The sequence below is a fragment of the Streptomyces sp. SYP-A7185 genome (genome assembly GCF_046103685.1).
Lineage (GTDB): Bacteria > Actinomycetota > Actinomycetes > Streptomycetales > Streptomycetaceae > Streptomyces.
In genome coordinates, this window is record NZ_CP122310.1 from 3,948,832 (window position 1) to 3,963,677 (window position 14,846).

Consider the following 14,846-nt stretch of genomic DNA (forward strand, 5'->3'; position numbering starts at 1 on the left):
CCTCTTCACCCCCACGTCTACGAGCCTTGCCGAGCCGAAGGACACCCGATGCGCCGCGCCCTGATCGTCGTCGATGTGCAGAACGATTTCTGCGAGGGGGGCAGCCTCGCGGTCGCCGGGGGCGCCGACGTGGCCGCCGCGATCACCGAGCTGATCGGCCAGGCGCCGGCGGGCTACCGCCACGTGGTGGCCACCCGGGACCACCACATCGAGCCCGGCGACCACTTCTCCGACCAGCCCGACTTCGTCCGCTCCTGGCCGCCGCACTGCGTGGCGGGCACCGAGGGGATCGGCTTCCACCCGAACTTCGCGCCGGTCGTGGCGTCCGGGGCCATCGACGCCGTGTTCGACAAGGGGGCCTACTCGGCCGCCTACAGCGGCTTCGAGGGGACCGACGAGAACGGCGTCTCGCTGGCCGACTGGCTGCGCGACCGGAAGATCACCGAGCTGGACGTGGTGGGGATCGCCACCGACCACTGCGTGCGCGCCACGGCGCTCGACGCGGTGCGGGAGGGGTTCTCCACGGTGGTCCTGCTCGACCTGACCGCCGGCGTCTCCGCGAAGACGACCGAGCAGGCCGTGGAGGAGCTGCGGGCCGCCGGGGTGGAGCTGACGGGCAAGCCGGTCGTCTAGGCCGTCAGGCGCGCGGAGAGCCGTGAGGGGCTTGAGGGGCACACCTGAGGGGCCGAGGGGCACAGAGAAGCGCGGAAGAGCGCGGGGAGCGTCGGAGAACGGCGGAAGAGCGTCGGGCGCGCCCCAGGGGCGCGAAAGGCCGCGCGAAAGGCCGCGCCAGAGCCCCCGCGGGGCCCGCCGGTCCGTCACACGCCCGACGGGCTCGCCTCGGTCTGGCCGGGTCTCTGCCGCTTCAGGGCCCTGATGGGGTGCCACAGCTCGGCCGCGCCGTCCGGCGCCGTACGCCATATCAGGCCGTCCGGGTGGTGCAGGACCGCCGTGATCTCGTCCGGCGTGGGCGGCTCCGCGTTGCCTCGCAGATACACCGCCCGCATGCCGAGGTTCCGCAGGCGGGTCAGCGCCCTGGCGCGGTTCATCGCATGGACGATCATCCTGACGTGGCCGCCGCCCATGACCGGGCTCGGCAGCGTCAGGGCCACCACCACACTGCCGTTCGGCAGCTTGCTGAAACCTCCTGCGGACATGGCTGGTCACACCCCCGTGAGACGACGCACGAAGCCCGCAACCGGAACGGCCGGGCTCCGTGTCAATAAGAAATCCACAGGACGCACCTAAACACGATCGGCCGCCGCCCGCTAGAGGGCGACGGCCGATCATGGCTTGACCTGCGAAAACACTAATTACTTGGTCGAGGGACCCACCTGGACCGTGATCGAGGAGCCATCCTTCGGCTGCTTGATGATCTTGATCTTGGTGTTGGTGTCAGTGACCTTGACACTTCCCGTGCCGTTCTCCTTGTACCAGTAGGTGCCCTTGCGGTCGTCGAAGACCGAGACACCCTTCTGGGACTTGATCTTCAGCGCGACGTCCGCGTTGTGGAGCGTGAACTTGTCGGTCGCGTACTTGCTGAAGGGCGCGTCGAACGGCTGGATCTTGTTGCGCAGCAGGGTGCCGTCCGTCCACTTGAGCGGCTTGGCGTGCGCGTCCACCGGAAGGATCAGACCCTCGCCGGGGTGGGCGCTGGTGTTGTTGTCCTTCTGCGAGGTGTCCCACTGCCAGACCATGAGGCCGGTCTGGTACGGGTAGTGCTCCACCCAGTCCGGACGCGACTTCGAGAAGCCGAAGTTGTACGGGCCGACCTTCAGGGTCTTGTCGTACGACACGTACTGGCGGTTCTCGGCGAGGTAGTACTGGTCGTACTTCTTGGTGAAGGACTCGCCGATGCGCGAAAAGCCCTTCGCCGTCCAGCCGTTGTCGTCGCCCTCGGCGCCGTCCTGGAAGACCTTGGCACCGTCCGCGGTGACCGCGAGGGCGTCGGCCGCGAAGCCCTTGCCGCCCGCGCCGCCGTCCGTCGAGTAACGGAAACGGAGGTCGATCTTCTTGCCGGCGTACGCGTCGAGCGGGAACGCGAGCTTCTTGTACGCACCCGAGGCACCGGTCAACGCGGGCTTGTCACCGGCGTCGCGCGGGATGGGCTTGCCGTCCGTGGTGCCGTCCACGGGCGTCCAGTTGGCGCCGCCGTCCGTCGAGACCTCGGTGTAGAGGTAGTCGTAGTTGGCCTCGATGTCCCACCAACCGTCCAGGCTCAGCTCGGCCTTGGACTTGCCGGTCAGGTCGACCGAGCGCGTCAGGGTGTTCTTCAGGTCGTCGCCCTGGTCGCTCCACCACTGCTTGGAGCCCTCGGTGGGCTTGGTGACCGTGGTGGTGACGGGCTTCTTGGGCAGGTCGACGACGAGCGCCTGGCGGTGCCGGGTGTTGTACTCCGAGACGCCCAGCTTGTGCTCCGACGTCGTCGCGGCCTTGGCCTTGGCGTAGTCGAGCCAGCCCAGCTGGAACTTGTCCCAGGCGGTCATGTCGCCGGGCAGGTCACCGATGGCGTTCTTGCCGGTGCCGAGCCAGGAGCCGGCCGACATCAGCGACCAGAAGCCGACCGAGTTCTCGCCCTTGCCCGAGGTGTCGTACAGGTCGGGCAGGCCCAGGTCGTGGCCGTACTCGTGGGCGAAGACGCCGAGGCCGCCGTTCTCCGGCTGCATCGTGTAGTCGCCGACCCAGATGCCCGAGTCGCCGATCTGCGTGCCGCCCGCCTTGTTCTGACCGGGTCCGGTGTTGCCCGCGTCGTTGCCGTACGCGTACCAGCGGTGCGCCCACAGGGCGTTCTCGCCCTCGGCGCCGCCGCCGGCCGACTCGTCCTCGCCCGCGTGCACGAGCTGGAAGTGGTCGATGTAGCCGTCCGGCTCGTTGAAGTCGCCGTCGCCGTCGAAGTCGTAGCGGTCCCAGAGGTCGTACTTGGCCAGGTCCGCCTTGATCTGGGCGTCCGTGCGGCCCTGGGCCTTCTGGTCCTTGGTCCAGGCGGTCACGCCGTCCTTGACCGCGTCCCAGACGTTCGGGCAGTTGGTGTCGCCGCAGTAGTTCGAGCCGTAACGGGCCTCGTTGTAGTCGACCTTGACCCAGTCGGAGACCTCACCGTCGACCGAGTAGCGGCCGGACGAGGTCTTCTCGTAGTAGGTCTTCAGGGACTCCTTGGTCTTGCCCTTGGAGTCCTTGCCCTCACCGAAGTAGAGGTCCTGGAAGTGCTTGCGGTTGTAGTCCTTCTGCCAGGCCGTGCTGTTGTCCTTCGCACGGTCCGGCTCGGCTATCTTGTTGTGCGCCGGGCCGGGCTTGCCGCCGTACTTCTTGACCGGCGCCTCTGGGCCCTCCGGGCCGTCGGGGTCGTACATGGTGGTGTCGTCCACCTTGTCCCCGAACTCCACCAGGATCGTGAAGATCTTGTCGGTCTTCTCCCGGCCCAGCTCGACGTACTTCTTGTCGTCGAGCTTCACGACCTGGGAGCCGCCGCGCTTTTGCACCTTGGCGTCGCCCGCGACGACCTGCTGGAGCGCCGCCTTGCGCTGCTGCGCCTGCTGCTTGCTGAAGGGCCCGTCGAGGTCGTGGTCGACCTGCGCCTTGACCCGGCTCGGGTCCTGCCGGTCGATGGCGGGAGCTCCCGCCGGCCCACTGTCCTCGGCCGATGCGGTGGCTGCCGAGAACGTGGCGGCTGCCGCGGCCATCGCCACGGCAGCCGCGGTGGCTCTGAACGTCCGTCTGCTGATTGTCACTTGATGCTGTCCTCCCCCGCGTCCGCGCGGAGGCGGGCCGAGGTCCCGGTCGGAGGAGGTCCGCGCGCGATACGCGTCACAAGTGACGACATTGGACCGGAGATACGGAAGAAAAGACAGACCTTGACTTGAACAGGCCAAGTACACTATGCAGGCCCGCACATCCGGTATCCGGACGCGTGCGCCCGCCCGCCGGCATGGTCAACAGGCGCGTCACACCGTCCACTTGATGGACGTCATGAACCCGTGCGCCCCCTGTGCTGCCGCACCGTGGGTTAGGTCACGCTTACCGCCCGTTCCCGTCGGGCATGCAGCGGATTAGAGTCAATCGACGGTGCTCCACGGCGCGAGGCGGCCAATCTCAAGCCGCCGCAGCCGGGCGTCCTTTGATTCGTATACAGCTTCACATCGGGCTCGACCACCCCCGCATCCGCTGTCCCGAGGACGGATTACGCCATGCCTCGTCCCATGCCGCTGCCTCGTCCGACCGCCGCCCAGATCACCTACGGCACCCTGACGGTCGTCTGCTCGACGCTCGCCATGCTGCTGCTCTCCCAGACGACGTCGGGCGTCGGCGTCGCGGTGATAGCCGTCGCCGCGCTCGGTCTGGGCTTACTGGTGGCGATGACCGTGCCCCAGCCGAAACCCGCGGCGCCACCGGCCGCACGCGTCGCTCCCGCCGCCCGGACCGCCGACGAGCGCGTCCCGGCCCAGCGCGCCTCCGCTCCCGTACTGGCCGAGTCCGTACGCGAGCCGGCGGGCCCGTAAGAATCACGGACCCGCCGGTACCACCGCTTCTGCCGCCGCACCTCTTGCCGCCGCGGTAGCCGTTCGCCTCGCCGTCAGCCGGTGCGGACCACCACCGTCTTGGCCGCCTTGTCGTGCAGGCCCTGCTTGTAGGGCTTGTCGAAGAAGCTCCAGCCGCCGCAGATCGCCGTCCAGATGCAGGCGCAGCAGAACGCGAACGGCAGCCAGAGGACGGCCGCGCGGACGAGCGCGGTCTGAAGGGTGGGGGTCGCCCCGTCGTTGAGGTTCGCGACGCGCAGCCCCAGCCACTTCTTGCCCAGGGTCTGTCCCGTCCTGGAGATCATGAAGCTGTCGTACGCGATGTAGAGCACGGCGGCGAGCAGCGACTGCCCGAAGCTCTTGCCGTACTCGACCTTGTCCGGGTCGACGTCGAACTCGTTCGTGCCGAAGCCCCAGGAGAGCAGCCAGACGACCACCCCGACGAGGATCATGTCGAGGATGCGCGCGAGGACCCGCTTGCCGCTCTCCGCGAGGGGCGGCATCCCGGCGAGAGGGTCGTTCCCTCCGCCGAACGCGCCTCCGCCGCCACTCCCCCCGTAGGGATCTCCACCGCCGCCGTACGGCGGGGGTGGCGGCGGTGTGCCATACGGGGAGCCGCCGCCGGGCGGGGGCGTGTCGTAGGGCGAGCCGCCACCGCCTTGCGGGGGCTGCTTCCTGAAGGGGTCGTTGTCGTCGTCGGGGGGCGGCGGGTATTGCGGCGGTTCGGTGCTCATGGCCCGAGTCGACCGCGAGAGCGCCCCGGGCGCATCCGGCGAGCGGCTGTCCGGGTTAAGAGAGGCACCCCCGGGGACCGCGCGCCGGGACTAGCCGGCCACGAACGTTCCGGCGGCCTTGTCGTGCCAGCACTGGCGCCACGGACGGTCGAACAGACCCCACAGCACGCCGACGACGCCGATCACCAGGACCCCCGGCACCACATAGACGAGCCACCGCTTGAGGGCCGCGCCGAACGACGGCGTCTCGTGCTCCTCCATGTCGCGCACCTGGAGCCCCAGCACCTTCTTGCCGAGCGTCCGCCCCCACTTGGCCGTGGGCAGTACTTCGTAGAGGACGCCGAAGAGCAGGAGCACGCCCAGGACCATGCCGAGGTAGCCCGCGGTGGTGCCGTCGAGCAGCCACACGGTGACCTTCTCGCCGGACATCTTCGCCGCGTCGATCTTGCTGTCGACGTGGTCGGCGGCCTTCGTGGCGAGCGGCAGCGCCGCGGCTCCGGTGACGGCCACGAGGACGACCGTGTCGATGAGCCGGGCGGCGAGCCGCTTGCCCATTCCGGCGGGCCGGCCCGCGGCCTGGTTCTGCGCCATCGCCAGGAACGGGTCGCTGGCCACCGGCTTCCACGGCACCACGGGCTGCTGCTGCCCGCCATCGCCCTCGGCGGCGAGCTGGTGCACCTGCTGGGCCCAGGAGGGCGAGCCGCCGCCGGGTCCCGACGTCACGGGCGAGGCGGCGCCGCTGCCGTGGGCGCCGCCCTGCTGGGGGACGGAGGGCTGGGCGGGCGCGGGGGTCGGTGCGGGGGCCGGTGCGGGAGCAGGGGCCGGTGCGGGGGCGGGGGCAGGGGCGGGGGCGGCGGCCTGGGGCGGTACGGCTGCCTGCGGGGGCGCGGGGGTCCGCGCCGCCGTGCCGGAGGTCTTCGGACGCAGGGCCCGGATCGCCATGGTGCCCTCGGTGCCGGGTGAGGCCGCGGTGGGCCGCACGGGGCCCGCGGGCCTGCGGAACGTCACCGTGCCCTCGGTCGAGGGCTGCTCCTGCTCCGGCGCGACCGGGCGGATCTGCACCGCGCCGGGGTCGTGCGCCGCCGGGGCGGAGGAGGAGGGCGAAGAAGGGGACGATTGAGAAGGGGTGGGCGACGAGGCGGCCGCGGGGGTGGCTTCCGCCGGGGCCGAGGCGGCCGGCAGGCGCGGGTCCCGCGGGTCTCCGGCACCCTGGGGGCCGCCCTGCGCACCGCCCGAAGAACCGCCTGAGGCGCTCCGCTGCTCGGGGCCGCCCCAGGAGATCCGGCGTTCCTGGTCGCCGCCGAGCCCCGTCTGCCGGGCGGCGTCCGCCTGCCACGCGGAGGCGGGCTCGGGCCTCGACCCGTGCTGCGCGGCGTCGGCGGCCGCTCCGGACGACGGCAGGGGGTCCTCGTCGAAGAAGTGCGGCCCGGTCTCCTCCGTGGACAGCGGCGCCGCGGTCCCCGTGCCCTTGCCCGCTCCCGAGCTCGTTGCCCCGCCCGCTCCCGTGCCCGCTCCCGAGCCCGCTCCCGGAGGCGCGGGGAGCGATTCGCCGTCGGTCGGGGCGGGACGACTGGTCCCGGGCACCCAGGCCGCGCCGTTCCAGTACCGGACATATCCGGGAATGGACGGATCGGGGTAGTAGCCTTCGCGGGGCCTGTCGTCGCCTGGGGCCGGAGTTGGGGCGCTCATGTCCGTCGTCCCGTATCTGCTCGGGGGTCTTTTTGAGGCTCCACATCTATCAGACCCTCGCGTCCGCCTGTGCTACTCCCGCCCTACAGACCACTTTCCGGGCACAGTTCGACCTCGTACGGAGAAAGTTTCCGAAACCCGCGTAATGCTTCGCGCCCACCGCGCTCTCTCCTTGCACGGGCCCGCTCCAGGGCCCCGGTCAAGGAAGGAACCGCACCGACATGCACACCGTGGTGGAACGTGAGCTCGAGCTCAAACTCGTCCTCTCCCCGGAACGCGCGATCCCCGTTCCGGCCCGTCTGACCTACCGCACCGACGATCCGTACGCCGTCCACATCGCCTTCCACATCGGCTCCGAGCACCCCGTGAACTGGACGTTCGCGCGTGAGCTGCTCGTCGAGGGGGTGTTCAGGCCCTGCGGGCACGGCGACGTCCGGGTCTGGCCGACCAAGGTCGAGGGACGCAGCGTCGTCCTGATGGCGCTGAGTTCACCCGACGGAGATGCCCTCCTGGAGGCGCCGGCGCCCGCCGTGTCCGCCTGGCTCGAGCGCACGCTGCGGGTGGTCCCTCCGGGCTCTGAGGCTGAGCGGCTCGGCATCGACGACGGCCTCGCCGAGCTGCTCACGCCGACCACGGGCCGTGCCGACGAGCTGTGGCTGCGCGACCCCTGGCCCTCGGACGAGTCCAAGGACGGTGAGTGAGCTCCGCCGCCACGGGGGGACACGCGGAGAAGCCGTACGGAGCCCGGGAGGAGACCGCCCGGGACCCGGATCAGAACAGCTTGCCGGGATTGAGGAGGGAGAGCGGGTCGAACGCCGCCTTGATGGCGCGCTGCATCTCCACGCCCACCGGGCCCAGCTCGCGCGCCAGCCATTCCTTCTTGAGGACGCCCACGCCGTGCTCGCCGGTGATCGTGCCGCCGAGCTCCAGACCGAGGGCCATGATCTCGTCGAAGGACTCGCGGGCGCGGCGGCCCTCGTCGGCGTCCGCCGCGTCGAAGCAGACGGTGGGGTGGGTGTTGCCGTCGCCCGCGTGGGCGCACACGCCGATCGTGAGGCCGTACTTGTCGGCGATGCGGTCGACGCCTTCGAGCATCTCGGCGAGGCGTGAGCGCGGCACGCACACGTCGTCGATCATCGTCGTGCCCTTGACGGCTTCGAGTGCGGTGAGCGACAACCGCCGTGCCTGGAGCAGCAGTTCGGACTCCGCCGCGTCCTCGGCGGGCACCACCTGGGTGGCGCCCGCGGCCTCGCAGAGCGCGCCGACGGCCGCGAGGTCGGCGGCGGGGTCCGGGGTGTCGAAGGCGGCGAGGAGCAGCGCTTCGGTGGTCTCCGGGAGACCCATGTGGGCCATCGCGTTCACGGCGCGGATGGTCGTACGGTCCATGAGTTCCAGGAGCGAGGGGACGTGCCCGCCCTCCATGATCTTGCATACGGCGTCGCAGGCGCCCTTGGCCGAGCCGAACTCGGCGGCGAGGACGAGCTGTTGCGGCGGCTGGGGCTTCAGGGCCAGGGTCGCGCGGACCACGATGCCGAGGCTGCCCTCGGAGCCGACGAAGAGCCGGGTGAGGTCGTAGCCCGCGACGCCCTTGGCCGTGCGCCGTCCGGTGCTCATGAGCCGTCCGTCGGCGAGGACGACGTCCAGGCCGAGCACGTACTCCGCCGTCACGCCGTACTTCACGCAGCACAGGCCGCCCGAGGCCGTGCCGATGTTCCCGCCGATCGTGCAGGTCTCCCAACTGGAGGGGTCCGGCGGGTAGTAGAGACCGTGTTCGTTCACGGCGCGGGAGAGCGCGGCGTTGACGACGCCCGGCTCCACGACCGCGATCCGGTCGACGGGGCTGATCTCCAGGATGCGGTCCATCTTGACCAGGGACAGCACGACGCAGCCCTCGGTGGCGTTCGCGCCGCCGGAGAGGCCCGTGCGGGCGCCTTGCGGGACCACCGGGACGCGCAGTTCGGTCGCCGTGCGCATGACGTGCTGGACCTGCTCGACGGTGCGCGGCAGGACCACGACCGCCGGGGTGCCCGCGGCGCAGAAGCTCGCCATGTCGTGCGCGTACGAGGACGTGATGTCGGGGTCCGTGAGGACGGCGTCCGCGGGGAGGCCCTCGTCACCGGCGCGGAGGAGTTCGATGAGTGTGCGGCTCATGATCACAGCGTCGCACCCGGGGCCATCGGTGTGAACCCGTGTGCGACGCCCGTCCGCATGCCGGGGTGCGCTCATCGTATTGACGCACAGTGAGCGCCATGGAGATCGAGACCGGGTCCGAGTCCGTGACCCAGAAGGACCGGCGTCCGCCGCCCGCGCCTGCGCCAGGGCCCGCGTTGTGGAGCGAGCCGCCGCGGGGCGCTCGCCGCTCCCCTGCCGTGCGGCGGGTGCTCGTCGCCTCCGTCGCCGGGTGCGTGGTGCTCGGCGGGGTGCTGGTGCTGCGGCCCGAGTCGGGCGGGAAGGCGGCGCCGCCCGCCCTGGGGCCCGCCGGGCGGGCGATGGCGGCGGCGGGGGCCGGGGTCCCCGCGGCGCTGCCCGACCTCACCGTCCTGATCGGGGAGCGGGAGGCGCACTTGCGCGCGCATCCCGGGGACGACCAGTCGTGGGCGGTGCTCGGGGCCGCCTACGTGGAGCGGGGCCTGCGGACCGCGGACTCCGCGTACTACCCCAAGGCCGAGGAGGCGCTGCGCGCGTCCCTCAGGACCCGGCCCGAGGGGAACGCGCAGGCGCTGACGGGCATGGCGACGCTCGCCAACGCGCGGCACGACTTCCGCGGGGCCAGGAAGTGGGCCGAGAGCGCGGTGAAGCTGGCGCCGAAGCGGTGGTCGGCGTATCCCCCGCTGATCGACGCGTACAGCGGTCTGGGCGACGCGAAGGGCGTGGGGAAGGCCCTGGAGACCCTCCAGGAGCTGAACTCGGGCACGTCCGTGATGGTGAAGTCCGGGCAGATCTACCGGGACCGCGGCTGGCGCGAGGACGCGGCATCGAAGCTGATGGACGCGGCGGCGCTGGCGGAGGGGCCCGCGGAGAAAGCGGTGTGCCTGTACCGGGTGGGTGAGCTGGCGTGGGAGCGGGGCGAACCGGCGGAGGCGCTGCGCTACTACGAGGCGGCGCTGCGCTCGGACCCCGACCACCATCCGTCCCTCGCCGCGAAGGGCCGGGCGCTGGCGGCCCTCGGCCGTACGTCGGAGGCTCTCCGTTCCTACCAGAGCGCGCTGGTCAGGCAGCCCGCTCCGGAGTACGCGCTGGCGCTGGGCGAGTTGTACGAGTCGCTGCGGCTGGCTCCGGCCGCCCGGGCGCAGTACGACGTGCTGCGGGCCCGGGTGAAGCAGGAGGGGGTGAACGGCGTGAACGACGAGCGGGTCCTCGGCCTCTTCGAGGCGGACCACGGGGACGCGGACGCGGCGGTGGAGCGGCTGCGGGCGGAGTTCAAGCGGCACGGGAGTCCGGAGGCGGCGGATGCGCTGGGGTGGGCGCTGCATCGGGCCGGGGACGACGAGGAGGCGCTCAAGTACGCGACGCGGGCGACGGACAAGGGGCCTCGGATGGCCTTGTTCTCCTACCACCGGGGGCAGATCGAGCGTGACCTGGAGCGGTACGGGGCCGCGCGGCGTCACATCGGTGAGGCGCTGCTCCTGAACCCCTTCTTCTCACCGCTCCTCGCCCCGAAGGCGCGGGAGGCCCTGGCGTCCCTGGGTGATCCCCCGGACGGCGGCCCGGCCCAGATGTACGCCCCCAGCCCCCCGGCGGCAGCCCCACCCCGCCCCACCCCCGCCCAAACGCAACCCCTCCCCCAAACCTGACCCCCCTACGCACCGCTGCCCGGCGATGCACCTCCCCAGAGCTGACGCCCCGCAACTACCCGCCGCTGCCCGGCAGTGCACCTCCCCAGAACCGACGCCTCCCTACGCACCGCTGCCCGGCAACGCACCTCCCCAAAGCCGACGCCCCTCTACGCGCCACTGCCTCGCAACGCACCTCCCCAAAGCCGACGCCCCTCTACGCGCCACTGCCTCGCAACGCACCTCCCCAAAGCCGACGCCCCTCTACGCGCCGCTGCACGGCAATTCACCTCCCCAGAGCCGACGCCTCCGCAACTACCCGCTGCTGCCCGGCGACTCCCCCCACCAGAGCTGACGCCCCCGTAACTACCCGCCGCTGCGCGGCGATTTCCCCCACCCACCCACCCGTTTACCCCGCAGCGGATCGGGGGGCGTCAGCTAGTGCATCGAGGGGCAAACGGGTGGGCGAGCGGGAGACCCACCGGGACAGGGGCCCCGAGGACCACCCACGGAACCCGGGACCGGCCACGAGCGCGCCGCAAGGTAATCGGGTGGGTGGGTCGGGGGGCCAGGGTCCGATCACAGGTCCCGGGACCGGCCACGAGCACACCACCGGGTAAACGGGTGGGCGGGCGGGAAAGATCCGGCGCGCAGCGCCGGGACAAGGGGGCCGGGGACCGACCGCAGAGCCCAGGACCGGCCACGAGTGCGCCGCGGGGTAATCGGGTGGGTGGGTGGGAAAGATCCGGCGCGCAGCGTCGGGACAGGGGGCCGGGGACCGAGCACAGGACCCGGGGCCGGCCACGAGTGCGCCGCTGGGTGATCGGGTGGGTGGGTGGCGAGGGTTCGGCGCGCAGCGTCGGGACAGGGGGGCCGTGGACCGGTGCGGCGCCGGGTGAACGGGTGGGTGGGGAAACCGGCGCGCAGCGCCGGGGTAGGAGCGCGGGCGCCAGTTGCCGCCGGGCGAACGGGCCGGCCGGGAGGGATCTGCGCGCCGGGAGGCGAACCCCCGCCCCCCCCTACAGCGCAGCCGTGCCGATCAGACCATTGCGCGTGACCAGAGAAACCAACTCCCCCGCAGAAAGCCCCGCCGAACACGCAGGCCGCCGAGGCAGCACCATGTAACGCGTCTCCGCACTGGAGTCCCAGACAGTGACCTCCGTGCCGTCAGGCAGGGAAAGCCCGAACTCCTCCAGAACACCCCGCGGCTCCCGCACCACCCGCGACCGATACGCCTCGCTCTTGTACCAACTGGGCGAGGGCCCAAGCAGCCGTACCGGATAGCAGGAGCACAACGTGCACACGACGACGTTGTGCGCACGGACGGTGTTCTCCACCACCCGCAGCCGCTGCGGCTGCACCCCGCCCGCCGCGAACCCCAGCTCCGCCACCGCCGACGTCCCGTCCGCCAGCAGCCGCTCCTTGAACGCGGGGTCCGTCCACGCCCGCGCCACCACCCGCGCCCCGTTCAGCGGGGACGACCCGGCGAGGAACGCGTCCAGGGCCTCGTCGAGGACCGCCCCGGCGACGATCCCCCGCTCCTCCAGCAGCGTCTCCAGGCCGCGTACCCGCCGTGAGATCGCCGCGTCCTCGTGCGTACCGGACATCAGTCGCCCTCCGGTTCCAGATAGCTCTCCCACAGGTCGAGCACCACCCCGTGCTCTCCCTCGCCCCACAGCTCCCGCGCGGCGAACCGCACCGCGTACACCTGCTCCACCGGCGCGTCCCCGCGCCCCTGCGAGCTGACGTCCGCCAGCGGATGGCGGCCCTCGGGTTCGATCACCACGCCCCGCTTGCCACGGGCGTACCGCGGCAGGCGGGTGTGGTGCGGCGGGTCGTGGTGGACGGTGCGGACGCGGGCGCCGGCGGTGAACCGGTCAGTCATCGAGCTCACCGGCCGTCACGACGCCCTTGCGCACGAGCAGCACCCGGATCGCGTGGAACCACCGCTCGTAGTACGAGGCCGCCAGGTACTCACCCGGCGGCATCGTCTCCACGGCGTCCCTGAACTCGTCCAGGTTGTAGACGCCTTCACGCACCAGCGCGCTGTTCAGCGCGAAGACCCGCGCTTCCCAGTCCGCGTGGAAGGGCTCCGCGTCGTCGGTGGTGTCGATGGGCCCGAAGCCCGTCATCCCCCCGACGTCATTGATCCTGGCCATGCCAAGACTGTAGACGCCGAAGCCGCCAAAGCCGCCGGTGACGTCCGAAGCCACCAGAAGCCGCCGGTGACGTCCGAAGCCGCCAGAAGCCGCCGGCCCCCGCCGACGACAACACGCCGGACCCCGCCACCGACAACACCGCAGAACCGACTACAGATTGCCGCGCTTCTCCTGCTCCCGCTCGATCGCCTCGAACAGCGCCTTGAAGTTGCCCTTGCCGAAGCCCATCGAGCCGTGCCGCTCGATCATCTCGAAGAAGACCGTCGGGCGGTCCTGGACCGGCTTGGTGAAGATCTGGAGCAGGTAGCCGTCCTCGTCGCGGTCGACCAGGATCTTCAGCTCGCGCAGGGTGTCGACGGGCACGCGCGTCTCGCCCGCCCACTCGCCCAGCGTGTCGTAGTACGAGTCGGGGGTGTCGAGGAACTGGACCCCGGCCGCGCGCATGGTGCGTACGGACTCCACGATGTCGTTCGTGGCGAGCGCGATGTGCTGGACGCCCGCGCCGCCGTAGAACTCCAGGTACTCGTCGATCTGGGACTTCTTCTTGGCGATGGCCGGCTCGTTGATGGGGAACTTCACCTTGAGGGTGCCGTCCGCGACCACCTTCGACATCAGCGCGCTGTACTCGGTCGCGATGTCGTCGCCCACGAACTCCTTCATGTTCGTGAAGCCCATGACCTTGTTGTAGAAGGCCACCCACTCGTTCATCTTGCCGAGTTCGACGTTGCCGACGCAGTGGTCGATCGCCTGGAAGGTGCGCTTGGCGGGCGGCTCGACGATCGGGGACGCGGCCTTGAAGCCGGGCAGGTAGGGGCCGTCGTAGCCGGTGCGCTCGACGAGCGTGTGGCGGGTCTTGCCGTACGTGGCGATGGCGGCGAGGACGACCGTGCCGTTCTCGTCCTTGACCTCGTAGGGCTCGGTGATGCCGCGGGCGCCGTGCTCGACGGCGTACGCGTACGCGGCACGCGCGTCCGGCACCTCGATGGCGAGGTCGACGACGCCGTCGCCGTGCTCGGCGACGTGGCCCTCCAGGAAGGTGCCCCACTCCGTGGAGGCCTTGATGACGGAGGTGAGCACGAAGCGGGCCGCGCCGTTCGTCAGGACGTAGGAGGCGGTCTCGCGGCTGCCGGTCTCCGGTCCCGCGTACGCCACGAGTTTCATGCCGAAGGCCGTGGAGTAGTAGTGGGCGGCCTGCTTGGCGTTGCCCACGGCGAAGACGACCGCGTCCATCCCCTTGACCGGGAAGGGGTCTGCCTCGCGCGCGGTGTGGGGGGTGCCAGAGATGGCCGACGTGTGCTGGGTGTTCGCGGTAGCTGCCATGCCCGCAGGCTCCCGCCGTATCGCAAGGTGCGCAATAGTTTGCGTGTTCAGTGGGCAATCTGCCCACCCAGAGTCCCGCTTCAGCGGGCTATCTGTACATGATGACCACCCCGGAAGAGGAGATGAGCGCCCCATGGCGATCGATCAGCTGGACGGCAGGCTCATCGTGCTGCTCGCCCGCGAGCCCCGGATCGGCGTCCTGGAGGCGTCCCGCAGGCTCGGTGTGGCGCGCGGGACCGTGCAGGCCCGGATGGACCGCCTTCAGTCGAACGGAGTCATCCGCGGCTTCGGCCCGGAAGTCGATCCGGCGGCCCTGGGCTACCCCGTCACCGCGTTCGCCACGCTGGAGATCAAACAGGGCCAGGGAGCCGACGTCAGGGCGCATTTGGCGACCGTCGCCGAGGTGCTCGAACTGCACACCATCACCGGTCACGGGGACATGCTCTGCCGGCTCGTGGCGCGTTCGAACGCGGATCTCCAACGTGTGATCGACCGGGTGGTGGGTTTTGATGGCATTGTCCGGGCCTCCACGGCGATCGTCATGGAGAACCCTGTTCCGCTGCGGATCATCCCGCTGGTCGAACAGGCGTCAGAGGACACCTGACGCGGGTAGACAGGGAAGCGTAGGCCCCTACGACGTACGCAGCACGCGGGCGG

At 71.0% G+C, this 14,846-nt stretch carries 14 protein-coding genes; 5 read left to right on the forward strand and 9 right to left on the reverse strand.

Annotation, left to right across the window (positions count from 1 at the left end; genetic code table 11):
• The first annotated feature begins 48 nt into the window (after positions 1-48).
• Positions 49-633 (forward strand): isochorismatase family protein, encoded by a 585-nt coding sequence (locus tag QBL25_RS17305; protein ID WP_409057937.1) that lies wholly within the window; start codon positions 49-51, stop codon positions 631-633.
• A gap of 185 nt (positions 634-818) precedes the next feature.
• On the opposite strand, the gene QBL25_RS17310 is transcribed toward QBL25_RS17305, so the two are convergent.
• Entirely contained in the window at positions 819-1,157 is a 339-nt protein-coding gene (locus tag QBL25_RS17310) for a hypothetical protein (RefSeq protein ID WP_409057938.1), read from the reverse strand.
• 156 nt (positions 1,158-1,313) lie between these two features.
• Complete coding sequence (locus QBL25_RS17315; protein WP_409057939.1) at positions 1,314-3,728, reverse strand: immune inhibitor A domain-containing protein; 2,415 nt, start codon at positions 3,726-3,728, stop codon at positions 1,314-1,316.
• 474 nt (positions 3,729-4,202) lie between these two features.
• On the opposite strand from QBL25_RS17315, the gene QBL25_RS17320 reads away from it, so the two are divergent.
• Positions 4,203-4,496 carry a hypothetical protein gene (locus QBL25_RS17320; protein ID WP_409062681.1) on the forward strand — a complete coding sequence of 98 codons (294 nt, stop codon included), beginning with the start codon at positions 4,203-4,205 and terminating at the stop codon, positions 4,494-4,496.
• A 74-nt stretch (positions 4,497-4,570) separates the two neighbouring features.
• Here QBL25_RS17320 and QBL25_RS17325 read toward each other — a convergent pair whose 3' ends face one another.
• Together QBL25_RS17325 and QBL25_RS17330 are read right to left on the reverse strand one after the other, a co-directional pair.
• Positions 4,571-5,248 carry an RDD family protein gene (locus QBL25_RS17325; RefSeq protein WP_409057940.1) on the reverse strand — a complete coding sequence of 226 codons (678 nt, stop codon included), beginning with the start codon at positions 5,246-5,248 and terminating at the stop codon, positions 4,571-4,573.
• Positions 5,249-5,338: 90 nt separating this feature from the next.
• The gene (locus QBL25_RS17330) at positions 5,339-6,937 is read right to left on the reverse strand and encodes an RDD family protein (RefSeq protein WP_409057941.1); all 1,599 of its coding nucleotides are present in this window, start codon (positions 6,935-6,937) and stop codon (positions 5,339-5,341) included.
• A 221-nt stretch (positions 6,938-7,158) separates the two neighbouring features.
• Here QBL25_RS17330 and QBL25_RS17335 point away from each other — a divergent pair, with 221 nt between their 5' ends.
• Positions 7,159-7,638: an SsgA family sporulation/cell division regulator gene (locus QBL25_RS17335; protein ID WP_409057942.1), complete on the forward strand. Its 480-nt coding sequence runs from the start codon at positions 7,159-7,161 to the stop codon at positions 7,636-7,638.
• Between the two features lie 70 nt (positions 7,639-7,708).
• Here QBL25_RS17335 and QBL25_RS17340 read toward each other — a convergent pair whose 3' ends face one another.
• Positions 7,709-9,088 carry an FAD-binding oxidoreductase gene (locus tag QBL25_RS17340; protein WP_409057943.1) on the reverse strand — a complete coding sequence of 460 codons (1,380 nt, stop codon included), beginning with the start codon at positions 9,086-9,088 and terminating at the stop codon, positions 7,709-7,711.
• Positions 9,089-9,186: 98 nt separating this feature from the next.
• Between QBL25_RS17340 and QBL25_RS17345 the strand changes: the two genes are divergently transcribed.
• The gene (locus tag QBL25_RS17345) at positions 9,187-10,731 is read left to right on the forward strand and encodes a tetratricopeptide repeat protein (protein WP_409057944.1); all 1,545 of its coding nucleotides are present in this window, start codon (positions 9,187-9,189) and stop codon (positions 10,729-10,731) included.
• A 998-nt stretch (positions 10,732-11,729) separates the two neighbouring features.
• Here QBL25_RS17345 and nthA read toward each other — a convergent pair.
• The 4 genes from nthA to hppD all read right to left on the reverse strand — a co-directional run bounded on the left by nthA (position 11,730) and on the right by hppD (position 14,189).
• Entirely contained in the window at positions 11,730-12,317 is a 588-nt protein-coding gene (nthA, locus tag QBL25_RS17350; protein ID WP_409057945.1) for a nitrile hydratase subunit alpha, read from the reverse strand.
• Positions 12,317-12,595 (reverse strand): SH3-like domain-containing protein, encoded by a 279-nt coding sequence (locus QBL25_RS17355; protein ID WP_409057946.1) that lies wholly within the window; start codon positions 12,593-12,595, stop codon positions 12,317-12,319. The genes nthA and QBL25_RS17355 overlap by 1 nt, the downstream gene beginning before the upstream one ends.
• Positions 12,588-12,869, reverse strand: coding sequence for a hypothetical protein (locus QBL25_RS17360; RefSeq protein ID WP_409057947.1), 282 nt, complete (start codon positions 12,867-12,869; stop codon positions 12,588-12,590). The genes QBL25_RS17355 and QBL25_RS17360 overlap by 8 nt, the downstream gene beginning before the upstream one ends.
• Before the next feature lie 150 nt (positions 12,870-13,019).
• Positions 13,020-14,189 carry a 4-hydroxyphenylpyruvate dioxygenase gene (gene hppD / locus QBL25_RS17365; RefSeq protein WP_409057948.1) on the reverse strand — a complete coding sequence of 390 codons (1,170 nt, stop codon included), beginning with the start codon at positions 14,187-14,189 and terminating at the stop codon, positions 13,020-13,022.
• 133 nt (positions 14,190-14,322) lie between these two features.
• On the opposite strand from hppD, the gene QBL25_RS17370 reads away from it, so the two are divergent.
• Positions 14,323-14,793, forward strand: a complete 471-nt coding sequence (locus QBL25_RS17370) for an Lrp/AsnC family transcriptional regulator (RefSeq protein WP_393465170.1) — start codon at positions 14,323-14,325, stop codon at positions 14,791-14,793.
• The last annotated feature ends 53 nt before the right edge of the window (positions 14,794-14,846 follow it).

What these genes read in the sequence shown, in the direction of transcription:
- QBL25_RS17305 (WP_409057937.1), top strand. Translation starts at nt 49, where the DNA reads ATGCGCCGCGCCCTGATCGTCGTCGATGTGCAGAACGATTTCTGCGAG.
- QBL25_RS17310 (WP_409057938.1), bottom strand. Translation starts at nt 1,157, where the DNA reads ATGTCCGCAGGAGGTTTCAGCAAGCTGCCGAACGGCAGTGTGGTGGTG.
- QBL25_RS17325 (WP_409057940.1), bottom strand. Translation starts at nt 5,248, where the DNA reads ATGAGCACCGAACCGCCGCAATACCCGCCGCCCCCCGACGACGACAAC.
- QBL25_RS17330 (WP_409057941.1), bottom strand. Translation starts at nt 6,937, where the DNA reads ATGAGCGCCCCAACTCCGGCCCCAGGCGACGACAGGCCCCGCGAAGGC.
- QBL25_RS17335 (WP_409057942.1), top strand. Translation starts at nt 7,159, where the DNA reads ATGCACACCGTGGTGGAACGTGAGCTCGAGCTCAAACTCGTCCTCTCC.
- QBL25_RS17340 (WP_409057943.1), bottom strand. Translation starts at nt 9,088, where the DNA reads ATGAGCCGCACACTCATCGAACTCCTCCGCGCCGGTGACGAGGGCCTC.
- QBL25_RS17345 (WP_409057944.1), top strand. Translation starts at nt 9,187, where the DNA reads ATGGAGATCGAGACCGGGTCCGAGTCCGTGACCCAGAAGGACCGGCGT.
- nthA (WP_409057945.1), bottom strand. Translation starts at nt 12,317, where the DNA reads ATGTCCGGTACGCACGAGGACGCGGCGATCTCACGGCGGGTACGCGGC.
- QBL25_RS17355 (WP_409057946.1), bottom strand. Translation starts at nt 12,595, where the DNA reads ATGACTGACCGGTTCACCGCCGGCGCCCGCGTCCGCACCGTCCACCAC.
- QBL25_RS17360 (WP_409057947.1), bottom strand. Translation starts at nt 12,869, where the DNA reads ATGGCCAGGATCAATGACGTCGGGGGGATGACGGGCTTCGGGCCCATC.
- hppD (WP_409057948.1), bottom strand. Translation starts at nt 14,189, where the DNA reads ATGGCAGCTACCGCGAACACCCAGCACACGTCGGCCATCTCTGGCACC.
- QBL25_RS17370 (WP_393465170.1), top strand. Translation starts at nt 14,323, where the DNA reads ATGGCGATCGATCAGCTGGACGGCAGGCTCATCGTGCTGCTCGCCCGC.